This window comes from Pseudomonas sp. R3-56, assembly GCF_051132075.1.
GTDB lineage: Bacteria > Pseudomonadota > Gammaproteobacteria > Pseudomonadales > Pseudomonadaceae > Aquipseudomonas.
Genome location: NZ_CP071657.1, coordinates 5,900,883 through 5,916,059, shown reverse-complemented (window position 1 = coordinate 5,916,059; position 15,177 = coordinate 5,900,883). Strand labels below are relative to the sequence as shown.

The following is a 15,177-nucleotide window of genomic DNA, read 5'->3' as shown; positions in this document are numbered from 1 at the left end:
ATCTATGTTGATTGATGGTCCTATTCGCGAGCAGGCTCGCTCCCACTGAGATAATCGTTTTATTCGATTTTAGTATTACCAAATAGCTTCTTATTCCTTAAATAATATAACTCTCCTCCTTATACTCGTCCGGGAACAGACACGCAGGAGAGCACCCATGCGCAACGAATCGATTCGCTACCTGATTGTGCCGGGCTGGCAAGGATCGCCGGAAAATCATTGGCAAACCCACTGGCAGAACAGTCTGCCCAACAGTGCCCGGGTCGAGCAGGCTGACTGGCTGACGCCACGGCGTGAAGACTGGGTCGCCGCGCTGGCCGAAGCCATCGCCAGCGACAGCACACCGGTGATCCTGATCGCCCATAGCCTGGGTTGCATCACGGTGGCCCATTGGGCCGCCACCGCGCCGGTGCCATTCCTGCGGCAGGTGCGTGGCGCGTTGCTGGTGGCGCCGGCGGATGTCGAGCGCCCCGCCTGTGCCCCGGCGCTACGCAACTTCGCGCCGATTCCCACGGACCTGTTGCCGTTTCCCAGCCAAGTGGTCAGTTCCGACAACGACGCGGCGGTCAGTGCCGCGCGCGCCATGGAGCTGGCGCGGAGTTGGGGGGCCGAGGCCGGGATCCTGGCCGGGGCGGGGCACATCAATGTGAAGTCCGGCCACCAGCGCTGGGAGCAGGGTTTCGCTTATCTCTATCGTTTGCAAAACCGCATGGAGCATCACGCCCTGCGTCGCGCCTGAATTTTAATGCCCTCCGTCTCGCCGGCGGTTTGGGGCGGGAGCCTGCCATGAGCCTGCATGAAACCTTCGGTCAGCCCTTGCTGACCTTTCCCGGCTCGGAAAAAAGCCCCCTGAGCATCCGTGCCAAGGCACTGGTGTTCGTCGACCCGCGTTCGCGACAGTTGCGCCAGGAGCTGGAACAACTGGCGCCACGGGCGATTTCGGTGCTGATTCGCGGCGAAACCGGCACCGGCAAGGAGCTGCTGGCCCGGCATATCCATCGCGAGAGCAATCGCGGTGGGCTGTTTGTTTCGGTCAATTGCGGCGCTATCAGCCCGACCTATGCCGACGCCGAATTGTTCGGTTATTCCGCCGGCAGTTATAGCGGTTCGGCCAGCAGCCGGGCCGGGTGGTTCGGCTCGGCCAACGGCGGCACGCTCTACCTGGATGAGATCGGAGACCTGCCGCTGCCGATCCAGATCAAGTTGCTGGCAGCGCTGGAGAATCATGAGGTCACGCGTGTTGGCGCCCAACAACCGAGCCCGGTGGACGTGCGCCTGGTGGCGGCCACCAGCATCGATCTGGCGCAAGCGGTGGCCGCTGGAAAATTTCATGACCGGCTTTATCACTACCTGAGCGAGGGACAACTGGAGTTACCCGCCTTGCGCGAGAGAGTGGGCGATGTCCTGTCCCTGGCCGAATACTTCCTGGGCATCTACAGCCAGCGCCTTGGCCTGGCCGTGCCGCTGATCAGTGAAGCGGCGCAACGGGCGCTTGAACGCCACAGCTGGCCGGGCAACACCCGCGAGTTGGAGAACGTTGTTCATTTTGCATTGCTGGTGAGTGCCGGCGATGAGATTTTGCCGGAGCATCTGAATTTGCCGTTCCAGCTTTCGGCCTTGGAACTGGTCGAACGGCAGGTGGAGCAGGTTATTGCACAGGGCTCGCAAGCTGAGCGCACCGCCCTCAAGGCGCTGCTCAATCGACTGGACCAAACGCTATAGATCAGGATATCCATTTGTGGCGAGGGAGCTTGCTCCCGCTGGGCCGCGTAGCGGACCCCGATTTTTGCGATGGCTGCGCAACCGAGCGGGAGCAAGCTCCCTCACCACAAGAGCGGTTTCCTTATATGAGCAAAATGAATATGAACTTGAATAAAAGATATTGTTAAGGCATAAAAAATATCGGTATCTTCCGCATCACGCCAGCGATAGCACTTCGCTGGCACATCCACATTTGGCCGTCGTCCATGACGACAGTGATATTCGATAAGGACACTGCATGAAAAAGGTTCTGTTGTTCACCGCATTGGCGGCAGCCCTGACCTCGGGCCTGGCCCAGGCGGCGGAAAAACTGGTCGTGGCTGCCACACCGGTACCCCACGCTGAAATCCTCGAGCTGATCAAGCCGGCCCTGGCCAAAGAAGGCGTGGACCTGGAAATCAAGGTGTTCACCGACTATGTCCAACCCAACGTACAGGTTGACCAGAAGCGCCTTGACGCCAACTACTTCCAGACCCTGCCTTACCTCAAGAGCTTCAACGAAGGCAAAGGCACTAACCTGGTGACGGTGATCGGCGTCCACGTCGAACCGTTTGGCGGCTACTCGAAAAAAGTAAAAAGCCTGGCTGAGCTGAAAGACGGCGCGACCATCGCCATCCCTAACGAAGGCAGTAACAGCGGTCGTGCCCTGATCCTGTTGCAGAAGGCTGGCCTGATCAAACTCAAGGACCCGAAAAACGCCCTGGCAACGCCGAAAGACATCGCCGAGAACCCGAAGAATTTCAAGTTCAAGGAACTGGAATCGGCCATGCTGCCGCGTGTGCTGGATCAGGTCGACCTGGACATGATCAACACCAACTACGCCCTGGAAGCAGGTCTCAACCCGGCCAAGGATGCCTTGGTGATCGAAGGTTCGGATTCGCCTTACGTGAACTTCCTGGTGGCCCGTCCGGACAACAAGGACAGCGCGGCCATCCAGAAACTGGCCAAGGCGCTGACCAGCCCGGAAGTGAAGGCATTCATCGAGAAGAAATACAGCGGCGCGGTACTGCCGGCGTTCTGATTGGCGCGGTAGACCTTAACGCAGTTACAAACGCCGACGGCTGATACAGCGTCGGCGTTTTTTTGTGCTCCACATATCGTGTAGGGGCACGGCTTACCCGTGGCGAGGGAGCTTGCTCCCGCTCGGCTGCGCAGCAGTCGCAAAACCGGCTGATGCGGTCTACCTCAAGAACAGAGGGGCCTGCTCCGCAGGCCAGCGGGAGCAAGCTCCCTCGCCACAAGATCAAAGGTGGCTTCACGCCGCCTTATCGACAAGGGATAGTTTTTCGGGTGATATCAATATGCTTTAACGGTATTTAAATTCCAATTCTTATACCTTTAAAGTCAGCACTTGCCGGGCGGCTACCCGCTGCCCAAGGACCGCGCTACCGCCGCTTATCGAGCGGCGTCCAGGATGTTCAATGAACTTCGATTACGCTTTTATCCTCAGCACCCTCCCGGCGTTTCTCAAGGCCGTGGGCGTGACGCTGCAGGTCGGCCTTGTCGCCATCGTCACCTCGCTGCTGGTGGCGCTGTTGAACGCGACAATTTTGGTGTCGCGCACGCCTTACCTGCAACGCCTGGTCGGCCTGTATGTGGAGTTGGCGCGCAATACGCCGCTGCTGATCCAGTTGTTCTTCGTCTATTTCGCTTTGCCGGCGCTGGGTATCAAGGTTTCAGGGTTTGCCGCAGCGATCATCACGATGACGTTCCTGGGCGGTGCCTACCTCACGGAAGTGCTGCGTGCGGGCGTGGACGCGGTGCCGCAGGCGCAATTGGAATCCGGTCGTTCCATTGGTCTGTCCCACGGGCAATTGCTGCGCTACGTGATTCTGCCGCAGGCCGGGATTCTCAGCCTGCCGTCGCTGTTCGCCAACTTCATTTTCCTGCTGAAGGAGACCACCGTGGTCTCGGCCGTGGCGGTGCCGGAAATTCTCTACACCACCAAAAGCTACATCGCGCTCTACTACAAGACTTACGAAATGCTCGCCGTGCTGACGATGATCTGCGTGCTGTTGTTCTTGCCGCTGTCGCTGTTGCTCAGCCGTCTGGAAAGGAGGCTCCAGCATGGCCAGTTCGGGTCTTGAGTTGTTGTGGGTGTCGTTGCCGCAACTGGGCAAGGGCGCCGCGCAGACGTTGTCGATTTCTTTCCTGGGCATCGCCTTCAGCACCGTCGGCGGCGTGCTTTACGGCGTGTTGCGTACGCTGGGCGTGAAGTGGCTGGACGCTGTTCTGCGGATCTACCTGGAGCTGTTCCGGGCGATCCCGGTGCTGGTCTGGTTGTACCTGCTGTTTTTCGGGCTGCCGATTTTTTTCGGCCTGAGTATTCCGAGCTTCTGGTGCGCGGTTCTGGTGCTGTCGCTGTGGGGTTCCAGCGAGGTCGGCGAGGTGGTGCGCGGCGCCTTGCATTCGTTGCCACGCGGCCAGCGTGAGGCGGGATTGTCGATTGGGCTCAACGGTGCGCAACTCTACGGCCATGTGCTGTTGCCGCAAGCCCTGAGGCGCATGACGCCGCCGACCATCAACGTCTACACGCGCATCATCAAGACCAGTTCCCTGGCGGTGCTGATCGGCGTGGTGGACGTGATCAAGGTCGGCCAGCAGATCATCGAGCGGACCTACGAATCGGTGCTGATCTACGGCGCATTGTTCCTGTTTTTCTTTTTCATCTGCTACCCGCTCTCGGCCGCCTCCCGCGTGCTGGAGCGGCGCTGGACGCAAGCATGAGCGCATTGATCGAGTTCAAGGGTTTCAACAAGTTTTTCGGCGAACAGCAGGTACTGGACGGCGTCGACCTGCAAGTGCAGGCCGGGGAAGTGATCGTCATCCTCGGCCCCAGCGGTTGCGGCAAAAGTACCCTGTTGCGGTGTCTCAACGGGCTGGAAGTGGCCCACAGCGGCAGCCTTAAGTTGTCCGGTCGTGAGTTGCTGGACAAGGGCACCGATTGGCGCGAGATACGGCAACGGATCGGCATGGTGTTCCAGAGCTACCATCTGTTCCCGCACATGAGCGTGCTCGATAACCTGCTGCTCGGCCCTGTCAAAGTGCAAAAGCGTGACCGCGGTGAAGCGCGCGCCCAGGCCGAAGCCTTGTTGGCCCGTGTGGGCCTGTTGGACAAACGCGATGCTTTCCCACGCCAGCTCTCCGGCGGTCAGCAACAACGCATCGCCATCGTTCGCTCGCTGTGCATGAACCCTGAGGTCATGCTGTTCGACGAAGTTACCGCCGCCCTCGACCCGGAAATGGTCAAGGAAGTGCTGGAAGTCATCCAGGGCCTGGCCCGCGAAGGCATGACGCTGTTGATCGTCACCCACGAAATGGCCTTTGCCCGCGCCGTGGCTGACCGCATCGTGTTCATGGATGCCGGGCGGATCCTTGAACAGAACCCTCCCGAGATTTTCTTTACGAACCCGCAAACCGCACGAGCGCAGCAGTTCCTGGAGAAGTTCTCCTACGTCGCCGCACTACCCCAATCGACTCTAACAAAGGAACTGCAACTGTCATGAAAACTGCCAAGTCGTCTCTGCTGCTATTGCCGCTGCTCGCTGGCCTCTTGCTCGCCGGCTGCAACAAAACCGAAGAGCCTCCCAAGCCCAATGCCGCCAGCCAAGGCACCGCACCGGCCAGCTATCTGGAAAAGATCAAGGCGCGGGACAAGCTGATCGTCGGGGTCTTCACCGATAAGCCGCCGTTTGGCTTCGTCGATGAGGCGGGGCGTTATGTCGGCTTTGATACTGACATCGGCCGTCGATTTGCCAAGGACTTGCTCGGCGACGAAAACAAGGTCGAATTCGTTGCAGTCGAGCCGGCGAGCCGTATTCCGTTTCTGCAGAGTGACAAAGTCGACCTGATCCTGGCCAACATGACCGTGACCCCGGAGCGCAAGGAAGCGGTGGATTTCACCAATCCGAACCTGAAAGTGGCGGTGCAGGCGCTGGTGCCGCAAGCCAGCGAAGTGAAAACTCTCGATGACCTGGCGACCCGCACCACCATCGTCACCACCGGCACCACGGCGGATATCTGGCTGACCAGGAATCACCCGGACTGGAAGCTGCTCAAGTTCGAGAAAAACTCCGAATCCTTGCAGGCACTTGCCAACGGTCGAGGCGATGCGTATGCCCAGGACAATCTGGTGCTGTTCAGCTGGGCCAAGCAAAACCCCGGCTATCGCGTGCTTGAGCAGAAACTGGGTGCCGAAGCGCCGATTGCCCCGGCGGTGAAGAAGGGCAATATCGAGCTGCGCGACTGGGTCAATGCGGAACTGGCGAAGCTGGGTGAAGAGAAATATTTGCTCAAGCTGTACGACCAGTACGTGCGCAAGGAACTGAGCGATGACACCAAACCTGAAAGCGTGATTGTCGAGGGTGGCAAGTGGCAGGGGTGAGCCGCTGATTTTTGGGTAAATCTTCCGATCGCCATCGCGAGCAAGCTCGCTCCCACATCTTCAGTGAACACAGTTCTGTGGCCATACGGAAATCCTGTGGGAGCGAGCCTGCTCGCGAAAGCGTCAGTCCAGGCAACCGAAAACCCCGTGGCGAGGGAGGAACACCGACCACTGTGGGAGCGAGCCTGCTCGCGAAAGCGGTTTGTCAGTCACTACTTATTCAGGCCAATGCCACGCCGGCTCATCCAGCATCCGCTGTCCGACGATTGCGGTCTGTCCCAAGTCTTTTTCCAGCACGATGCAATTGCAGTTTTCATCCTGCTCCAGCGCGGCGATCAGGCGTGTGGCATGGGACACGACCCAGACCTGGCAGTTGGCCGAAGCGCGGATGATCAAGCGTGCCAAGGCCGGCAACAGATCCGGGTGCAGGCTGGTTTCCGGTTCGTTGAGCACCATCAGCGAGGGCGGGCGCGGCGTGAGCAGGGCGGCTACCAGCAGCAGGTAGCGCAGGGTTCCATCGGACAGCTCGGCGGCCGATAACGGTCGCAGCAGGCCGTGTTGCTGGAAGGCGATGGCGAAACGCCCGCCCTGCAGTTTGTCGATGTGCAGTTGAGCGCCAGGAAACGCATCGCCAATGGCGGCGTGCAGGGCTTCGTAGTCGCCTATCTCCAGAATAGTTTGCAGCGCTGCAGCCAGGTCGCGTCCGTCGTGGTGCAACACCGGGGTGCGAGTGCCCAGTTGCGGCTGGCGCACCGGGGCGTCGGCGTCGCTGCGAAAGTGGTCGTAGAAGCGCCAGCGACGAATGAACTCGCGCATCTGCAAAACTTCGGGCGAAGCGCGCAGGCTGCCGACCTGGTCGAACAGGCTATCGAAGGTCGGGGTGTGTTGGGCCAATACGTCCCACGAACGGCTTTCACGGGCGCGGATCATCGGCCCGTTGCGGTCCACCAGCAAGCTGGCAGGCCTGTACACCGGTCCGGCCCAGATGCATTCGCGCTTGATTTCAGGGTCCAGTGAAAACGCCGAACGACTGGGTTCCGGCAGGCCCAGGGCGATCGAATAGCTGAAGTTTTCCCCGGCAAATCCGAGGCGCAGGCGCATGCTGCCCTGACGCACGATGCCCTGCACAGGTATCTCGCCGTTACGCATGCGACGGCTTATTTCATCCGGGCCGGCCCAGAAGGTCGAGCCCAGCCCACCTTCACGGGCCAGAGCATTGACCACGCCACCTTGCGCCGTCTCCGCCAACAGGCGCAGGGCGCGATACAGATTCGATTTGCCACTGCCGTTGGGCCCGGTGATCAGGTTCAGCCTGCCCAGCGGGATGACCAGTTTGTTGATGGACCGGTAGTTGGCCACCGCCAGGGTCGTGAGCATGCGAATTCCCTTCGTACATGGATGTCACAGACGAGTCTGCCCGATTCCTGTGCATTCGGTGAACCCTGTTCTAAGCTCACAGTCGTATCGTCACTGGTACGTCCGTACAACGCAAAGGAGTCTGCATGGCTGGTCCTGGAATCAAATTGATTGTTGGCTTGGGCGTGTGTGCGGTGTTGACGGGGTGCGGTGACAAGAAGCCCGAGGAAAAAGCCTTGCCACGGGTTTTCGTGCAGCAGGCCATACCTTCCGAATACGCCGCCTCGGTGACGCTTACCGGCGATGTCCAGGCTCGCGTGCAGGCTGACCTGTCGTTTCGTGTCGGCGGCAAGATCATCGAGCGCAAAGTCGACGTCGGCGACCGAGTCTCGGCCCGGCAAGTGCTGGCCCGGCTCGATCCACGTGACCTGCAGACCAACGTCGATTCCGCCGAGGCCCAGGTGGCCGCCGAACAGGCGCGGGTCAAGCAGAGTGCGGCGGCATTTGTGCGCCAGCAGAAGCTCTTGCCCAAGGGCTACACCAGCCAGAGCGAATACGACGCGGCCCAGGCGCAACTGCGCAGCAGCCAGAGCGCGCTGACGGCGGCCCAGGCACAACTGGCCAATGCCCGCGAACAGCTGAGCTACACCGCACTGATCGCCGAGGCGCCGGGCATCATCACGGCGCGCCAGGCCGAAGTGGGCCAGGTGGTCCAGGCCACGGAGCCGATCTTCAGCCTGGCCCGGGACGGTGAGCGCGACGCGGTGTTCAACATCTACGAGTCGCTGCTGAGCGAACCGCCATCGGCGCCGGACATTGTCATCAGCCTGCTCGACAACCCTGCCATCAAGACCACCGGTACGGTGCGCGAGATTACGCCGGCGGTGTCCGCCGAGACCGGCACCGTGCAGGTCAAGGTCACGCTCAACGACTTGCCCGAAGGCATGCGCCTGGGTTCGGTGGTCAGCGCCACCGCCAAATCCGCAGGAAAAACCGCCGTGGAACTGCCCTGGTCGGCGCTGACCAAGAATCTCAGTGATCCGGCCGTGTGGCTGGTGGACGGCGAAGGCAAGGCGCAATTGCACAATGTCACCGTCAGCCGCTACCTGACCGGCAAGGTCATCGTCAGCGACGGGCTCAAGGGCGGCGAAAAAGTCATCATTGCCGGCGGGCAGTTGCTTCATCCGGGCATGCGCGTCGAGATCGCCGAAAACAACTATGAGAAAAACCCGCCAGGAGCCCAGCCATGAAGCGCCTGTGGATGGTCGCGGCCGGCCTGCTGCTGGCCGCCTGCTCGAAAGAAGAAGCGCCGCCGGAGCCGGTGCGGCCGGTGTTGTCCATTGAGGTCCGAGCCTTGGACCAGCAGGCCCTGGGACGCTTCGCCGGGAATATCCAGGCGCGCTACGAAACCAACATGGGTTTTCGTGTGCCCGGGCGCATCGCCAGTCGCAACGTCGATGTCGGCGTGGAAGTGAAGAAGGGCGACCTGCTCGCAACCCTCGACCCCACCGACCAGCAGAACCAGTTGCGCGCCGCTCAGGGCGACCTGGCGCGGATCGAGGCGCAGTACATCAATGCCCAGGCCAATGCCCGTCGCCAGCAGCAATTGTTCGACCGTGGCGTCGGTGCCCAGGCGCAACTGGACATCGCCCAGACCGACCTGAAGACCACCGCTGCCTCCCTGGAACAGGCCAAGGCCACGGTGGAACAGGCCCGCGACCAGCTCAACTACAGCGAACTGCGTACCGACCATGACGCGGTCGTCACCGCCTGGACGGCCGAGGCGGGGCAGGTGGTGACCGCCGGCCAGCAAGTAGTGACGCTGGCCCGCCCGGACGTCAAGGAAGCGGTGATCGACTTGCCCGCCGGGCTGGCCGAGCGCCTGCCCGAGGATGTGGTGTTCAAGGTCGCCGCACAGCTCGATCCGGCGACCCACACCACGGCCATCGTGCGCGAGATCGAGCCTCAGGCGCAAAGCGCCACCCGTACCCGCCGCGCGCGCCTGACCCTGACCGATACCCCGCCGGGCTTTCGCCTGGGCACCGCCATCAGCGTGACCCTGAGCTCGGCCATCGAACCGCGCATCGAGCTGCCGCTCAGCGCGTTGCAGGAAGTCGACGGCAAGGCGCGAATCTGGCTGATCGACCCGCAGAGCCAGACAGTCTCGCCACGAGAAGTACAGATTATCGAGCGATCGGCCGGATCGGTGCTGGTCGCCAACGGCATCAAGCCTGGCGACCGCGTGGTCAGCGCCGGGGTGAACAGTCTCCAGCCGGGGCAAAAAGTGAAACTCGACGAGGACGCACGATGAAAGGGCCTTTCAACTTATCCGAATGGGCCCTGCGGCATCAGTCTTTCGTGTGGTACCTGATGTTCGTCGCATTGCTGATGGGCGTGTTCTCGTACATGAACCTGGGCCGCGAAGAAGACCCGTCGTTCACCATCAAGACCATGGTCATCCAGACCCGCTGGCCCGGCGCAACCCAGGAAGAAACCCTCGACCAGGTCACCGACCGCATCGAGAAAAAACTCGAAGAGCTCGATTCCCTCGATTATGTGAAGAGTTACACCCGGCCCGGGGAGTCGACGGTGTTCGTGTATCTGCGCGATACCACCGGCGCGGAGGAAATCCCGCAGATCTGGTACCAGGTGCGCAAAAAGATCGACGACATCCGCGGCGAATTTCCCCAGGGCCTGCAGGGGCCGGGGTTCAACGACGAGTTCGGCGATGTGTACGGCTCCGTGTACGCTTTCACCGGCGACGGCCTGTCGATGCGTCAGTTGCGCGATTATGTCGAACAGGTGCGCGCCGAGATCCGCGACGTGCCCGGCCTGGGCAAGGTGGAAATGGTCGGCGAGCAGGACGAAGTGCTGTACCTGAATTTTTCCACGCGCAAACTCGCCGCACTGGGCATCGACCAGCGCCAGGTGGTGCAGAGCCTGCAGTCGCAGAACGCCGTGACCCCGGCAGGGGTGATCGACGCCGGGCCGGAGCGGATCTCCGTGCGCACGTCCGGCCAGTTCCAATCGGAAAAGGACCTGGCCAACGTCAACCTGCGACTCAATGATCGTTTCTATCGCCTCGCCGATATCGCCGACATTCGCCGTGGTTACGTCGATCCCGCCACGCCGATGTTCCGCTTCAACGGCACGCCGGCGATCGGTCTTGCCATCGCCATGAAGAAGGGCGGCAACATCCAGGAGTTCGGCAAGGCGCTGCATGCGCGCATGGACGAACTGACCGCGGACCTGCCGGTGGGGGTCGGTGTGCATACGGTGTCGGACCAGGCCGAAGTGGTGGAGGAAGCCGTTGGCGGCTTCACCAGCGCCTTGTTCGAGGCGGTGATCATCGTTCTGGTGGTCAGTTTCATCAGCCTCGGCATCCGCGCCGGGCTGGTGGTGGCCTGCTCGATCCCGCTGGTGCTGGCGATGGTGTTCGTGTTCATGGAATACAGCGGCATCACCATGCAGCGGATTTCCCTCGGTGCATTGATCATCGCCCTTGGTCTACTGGTGGACGATGCCATGATCACCGTGGAGATGATGGTAACGCGCCTGGAAAAAGGCGATTCCAAGGATCAGGCCGCGACGTTTGCCTATACCTCGACCGCCTTTCCGATGCTCACCGGGACCCTGGTGACCGTGGCCGGCTTCGTGCCCATCGGCCTGAACGCCAGTTCGGCTGGCGAATACACCTTCACCCTGTTCGCGGTCATTGCCGTGGCGATGCTGGTGTCCTGGATCGTCGCGGTGCTGTTCGCCCCGGTGATCGGCGTGCACATTCTCAGTCCCAACGTAAAGCCCCACAGCAACGAGCCGGGGCGGGTCGGACGGGCCTTCAACGGTGGCCTGCTGTGGGCGATGCGCAATCGCTGGTGGGCAATCGGGATCACCGTGCTGCTGTTCGCGTTGGCGGTATTCTGCATGCGCTTCGTACAGAACCAGTTCTTCCCGTCCTCGGACCGCCCGGAGATCCTGGTGGACCTCAACCTGCCGCAGAACGCCTCGATGGACGAGACGCGCAAGGCGGTCGATCGCCTGGAGGCCACCCTCAAGGGCGACCCGGACATCGCGCGCTGGAGCACTTACATCGGCGAAGGCGCCATTCGCTTCTACCTGCCGCTGGACCAGCAACTGCAGAACCCGTACTACGCGCAACTGGTGATTGTCAGCAAGGACCTGGAGTCACGCGCGGCCCTCAGCGAACGCCTGCAAAAGCGCCTGCGTGAAGATTTCGTCGGCATCGGCAGCTACGTGCAGGCGCTGGAAATGGGCCCGCCGGTCGGTCGGCCGATCCAGTACCGGGTCAGCGGCAAAGACATCGACCAGGTGCGCAAGCATGCCATCGAGCTTGCCACCGAACTGGACAAGAACTCGCACATCGGCGAGATCATCTACGACTGGAACGAGCCGGGCAAAGTACTGCGCATCGACATCGCCCAGGACAAGGCGCGGCAACTGGGATTGTCTTCGGATGACGTGGCCCGGCTGATGAACAGCATCGTCAGCGGCTCGCCGGTGACCCAGGTCAACGACGATATCTACCTGATCGACGTGGTGGGTCGCGCCGAAGACGCCGAGCGCGGTTCGCCAGAAACCTTGCAGAACCTGCAGATCGTCACACCGGGCGGGACCTCGATTCCGCTGCTGGCCTTTGCCACGGTGCGCTACGAGCTGGAGCAACCACTGGTGTGGCGCCGCGACCGCAAGCCGACCATCACCATCAAGGCTGCCGTGCGCGATGAAATCCAGCCGACGGACCTGGTGCGGCAACTGCAACCGGACATCGACAGGTTCGCCGCCAGATTGCCGGTAGGCTACAAGGTCGCCACCGGCGGCACGGTGGAGGAAAGCAGCAAGGCCCAGGGGCCGATCGCCAGCGTGGTGCCGCTGATGTTGTTCCTGATGGCGACGTTCCTGATGATCCAGTTGCACAGCGTGCAGAAATTGTTCCTGGTGGCCAGTGTCGCGCCCCTGGGCTTGATCGGCGTGGTCCTGGCGCTGGTGCCGACGGGCACGCCCATGGGCTTTGTGGCGATCCTCGGGATCCTTGCGCTGATCGGCATCATCATCCGCAACTCGGTGATCCTGGTGACCCAGATCGACGAATACGAACGTGACGGCTATGAACCCTGGGATGCGGTGGTGGAAGCGACCGAGCACCGGCGCCGGCCGATCCTGTTGACGGCGGCGGCGGCGAGCCTGGGGATGATTCCGATCGCCCGGGAAGTGTTCTGGGGCCCGATGGCCTACGCGATGATCGGCGGGATCATCGTCGCCACGCTGTTGACGCTGCTGTTCCTGCCAGCGCTGTATGTGGCCTGGTACAAGATCCGCGAGCCCAAGCGCGAGTGACACGGCTGCGGCACATCCAACCTCAATGCAAGCTGACCCACCGCTTTCGCGAGCAGGCCAGCCCGGTCTCTCCGAATCTTTACTTGCGCAACAACCGCAACCCATTGAACACCACCAGCAAGCTCACTCCCATGTCGGCAAATACCGCCATCCACATGGTGGCGAACCCGGCGAAGGTCACCGCAAGGAAAATCGCCTTGATCACCAACGCCAGGGCGATGTTCTGCTTGAGGATGCTCGACGTCTGCCGCGACAGCCGGATGAACGCGGGAATCTTGCGCAGGTCGTCATCCATCAGCGCTACGTCAGCGGTCTCGATGGCGGTGTCGGTGCCGGCCGCCGCCATGGCGAAGCCGATTTCCGAGCGGGCCAGGGCCGGGGCATCGTTGATGCCGTCGCCCACCATGCCGACCCGGTGACCCTCGGCATAGAGCTTCTCGATGACTTGCAGCTTGTCTTCCGGCAACAGGTCGCCGTGGGCTCGGTCCATGCCCACCTGTGCGGCAATCGCCTCGGCGGTGTGGGCGTTGTCGCCGGTCAGCATCAGCGTCTTGATGCCCAGGTCATGCAACTGCCGGATCGCTTCGCGGCTGGAGTCCTTGACGGTATCGGCCACGGCAAACAGGGCCAGAGGCCTGGTGCTGCCGAGCAGCAGCACGACGGACTTGCCTTGTTTTTCCAAGGCGAAGAGTTTCGCTTCCAGCTCGGGAGAGCACAGGCCCAGGTCTTCCACGAGGCGATGGTTGCCCAAGTGATAGGTCTGGCCGCCGATGTCGCCGCGAACGCCGCGCCCGGCAAGCGCCGCGAAGTTATCCACAACCTGCTGCGCCAGTTGTTTATCCACAGCCGCGTAGGCAATCGCCCGGGACACCGGATGGTCCGACCGCGCCGCGAGGCTGGCGGCCAGGGCCGGTGCGGTGGTTTCCACGCTGGGGTCCAGAGCCAGGTAATCGGTCTGCACCGGTTTGCCGTGGGTGATCGTGCCGGTCTTGTCCAAGGCCAGGTAATCGAGCTTGTGGCCGCCCTCCAGGTACACGCCGCCCTTGACCAGGATGCCTTTGCGCGCCGCTGCCGCCAGGCCGCTGACGATGGTCACGGGGGTGGAAATCACCAGTGCACATGGGCAGGCGACCACCAGCAGGACCAGCGCCCGATAGATCCAGTCGAACCAGACTGCGCCCATGAACAGCGGTGGGATAACGGCCACAGCCAAGGCCAGGGCAAACACCGCCGGGGTGTAGATTGTCGAGAACCGGTCAACGAAGCGCTGGGTCGGTGCCCGGGCGCCCTGGGCCTGCTCCACGGCATGGATAATCCGCGCCAGGGTGGATTGATCGGCCGCGGCGGTCACGGCGTATTCCAGTTCGCCGGCCTGGTTGATGGTGCCGGCAAACACTTTGTCGCCCACGGTCTTGTCCACCGGCAGGCTTTCGCCGGTGATCGGCGCCTGGTCGATGGTCGAACGGCCTGCGACCACATCGCCATCCAGCCCGACGCGTTCACCGGGGCGAACCCGCACCCGCGCGCCAAGAGCGACGCTCTTCACTTCCTGGACCTGCCAACTGCCATCGGCCTGCTGCACGGTGGCCTGTTCCGGCGCCATCTGCATCAGGCCGCTGATGGCGTTGCGCGCGCGGTCGAGGGACTTGGCCTCGATCAGTTCGGCCACGGTGAACAGGAACATCACCATCGCCGCTTCCGGCCATTGGCCAATCAACACCGCGCCGGTTACGGCGATGCTCATCAGGGCGTTGATGTTCAGGTTCAGGTTCTTCAGGGCGATCCAGCCCTTCTTGTAGGTGGCGAGGCCACCGCTGAGGATCGACACCAGCGCCACCAACGCGACGACCCAGTTCGGCGCTGCGTTGGTGAAGTGAATCACCTCGGCGCCCAATGCCGTGACGCCGGACAACGCCAGGGGCCACCATGGTTTGGCTGGGGCGGGCGGGGTGTGAGTCGGTTTGTCCTGGCCAGCCGTCAACGGTTCCGCCTGCATTCCCAAGGACTCGATGGCCTTGATGATCGGCGTGTCGCTGGGCAGGTCATGGGTTACGCCCAGCACGCGGTTGATCAGGTTGAATTCCAGTCGCTGCACGCCTTCAAGTTTGCCGAGCTTGTTCTGGATCAGTGTCTGTTCGGTGGGGCAGTCCATGGCTTCGATGCGAAAACTGCTCAGCCGCGCACCGTCCGTCGGCGTTTTGTCGAGCGTGACTACCGCCGGCGCTGCCTTGGATGAGCAGCAGGAGTGCCCGTGCTCATGGCCATGGGCGGGTCGGGGTGTATGGATGGAATCGTTCATCGGGTTACGTCCGTGAAAAGTG

Annotated in this window: 12 protein-coding genes; 10 read left to right on the top strand and 2 right to left on the bottom strand. The window is 62.0% G+C overall.

All coding sequences use genetic code 11. The features are described from left to right. Positions 1 to 157: 157 nt before the first annotated feature. From J3P96_RS26835 to J3P96_RS26805, 7 genes are all read left to right on the top strand, one after another. A complete protein-coding gene (locus J3P96_RS26835) occupies positions 158 to 739 on the top strand; it encodes an alpha/beta hydrolase (protein WP_434570425.1) in 582 nt (193 codons plus the stop codon). A gap of 47 nt (positions 740 to 786) precedes the next feature. Next, entirely contained in the window at positions 787 to 1,722 is a 936-nt protein-coding gene (locus J3P96_RS26830; RefSeq protein ID WP_434654216.1) for a sigma 54-interacting transcriptional regulator, read from the top strand. Between the two features lie 277 nt (positions 1,723 to 1,999). Continuing rightward, complete coding sequence (locus J3P96_RS26825) at positions 2,000 to 2,782, top strand: MetQ/NlpA family ABC transporter substrate-binding protein (RefSeq protein ID WP_434602478.1); 783 nt, start codon at positions 2,000 to 2,002, stop codon at positions 2,780 to 2,782. Between the two features lie 400 nt (positions 2,783 to 3,182). After that, positions 3,183 to 3,848: an amino acid ABC transporter permease gene (locus J3P96_RS26820; RefSeq protein WP_434654213.1), complete on the top strand. Its 666-nt coding sequence runs from the start codon at positions 3,183 to 3,185 to the stop codon at positions 3,846 to 3,848. Further along, a complete protein-coding gene (locus J3P96_RS26815; protein ID WP_434654210.1) occupies positions 3,829 to 4,488 on the top strand; it encodes an amino acid ABC transporter permease in 660 nt (219 codons plus the stop codon). Before J3P96_RS26820 ends, J3P96_RS26815 begins: the two co-directional genes overlap by 20 nt. Continuing rightward, entirely contained in the window at positions 4,485 to 5,267 is a 783-nt protein-coding gene (locus J3P96_RS26810) for an amino acid ABC transporter ATP-binding protein (protein ID WP_434654207.1), read from the top strand. The genes J3P96_RS26815 and J3P96_RS26810 overlap by 4 nt, the downstream gene beginning before the upstream one ends. Beyond that, complete coding sequence (locus J3P96_RS26805) at positions 5,264 to 6,145, top strand: transporter substrate-binding domain-containing protein (RefSeq protein ID WP_434654204.1); 882 nt, start codon at positions 5,264 to 5,266, stop codon at positions 6,143 to 6,145. The genes J3P96_RS26810 and J3P96_RS26805 overlap by 4 nt, the downstream gene beginning before the upstream one ends. Before the next feature lie 216 nt (positions 6,146 to 6,361). Here J3P96_RS26805 and J3P96_RS26800 read toward each other — a convergent pair whose 3' ends face one another. Continuing rightward, on the bottom strand, positions 6,362 to 7,522 hold the full coding sequence (locus J3P96_RS26800) for an AAA family ATPase (protein ID WP_434654201.1): 1,161 nt from the start codon (positions 7,520 to 7,522) through the stop codon (positions 6,362 to 6,364). Positions 7,523 to 7,647: 125 nt separating this feature from the next. Between J3P96_RS26800 and J3P96_RS26795 the strand changes: the two genes are divergently transcribed. Genes J3P96_RS26795 through J3P96_RS26785 form a run of 3 tightly spaced genes read left to right on the top strand, consistent with a single transcriptional unit; the run spans position 7,648 to position 12,856 of the window. Continuing rightward, complete coding sequence (locus J3P96_RS26795; protein ID WP_434654199.1) at positions 7,648 to 8,751, top strand: efflux RND transporter periplasmic adaptor subunit; 1,104 nt, start codon at positions 7,648 to 7,650, stop codon at positions 8,749 to 8,751. Beyond that, on the top strand, positions 8,748 to 9,812 hold the full coding sequence (locus tag J3P96_RS26790; protein WP_434654196.1) for an efflux RND transporter periplasmic adaptor subunit: 1,065 nt from the start codon (positions 8,748 to 8,750) through the stop codon (positions 9,810 to 9,812). Before J3P96_RS26795 ends, J3P96_RS26790 begins: the two co-directional genes overlap by 4 nt. Then, complete coding sequence (locus J3P96_RS26785) at positions 9,809 to 12,856, top strand: efflux RND transporter permease subunit (protein WP_434654194.1); 3,048 nt, start codon at positions 9,809 to 9,811, stop codon at positions 12,854 to 12,856. The genes J3P96_RS26790 and J3P96_RS26785 overlap by 4 nt, the downstream gene beginning before the upstream one ends. 79 nt (positions 12,857 to 12,935) lie before the next feature. On the opposite strand, the gene J3P96_RS26780 is transcribed toward J3P96_RS26785, so the two are convergent. Beyond that, the gene (locus J3P96_RS26780) at positions 12,936 to 15,155 is read right to left on the bottom strand and encodes a heavy metal translocating P-type ATPase (RefSeq protein WP_434654191.1); all 2,220 of its coding nucleotides are present in this window, start codon (positions 15,153 to 15,155) and stop codon (positions 12,936 to 12,938) included. Positions 15,156 to 15,177: the final 22 nt, after the last annotated feature.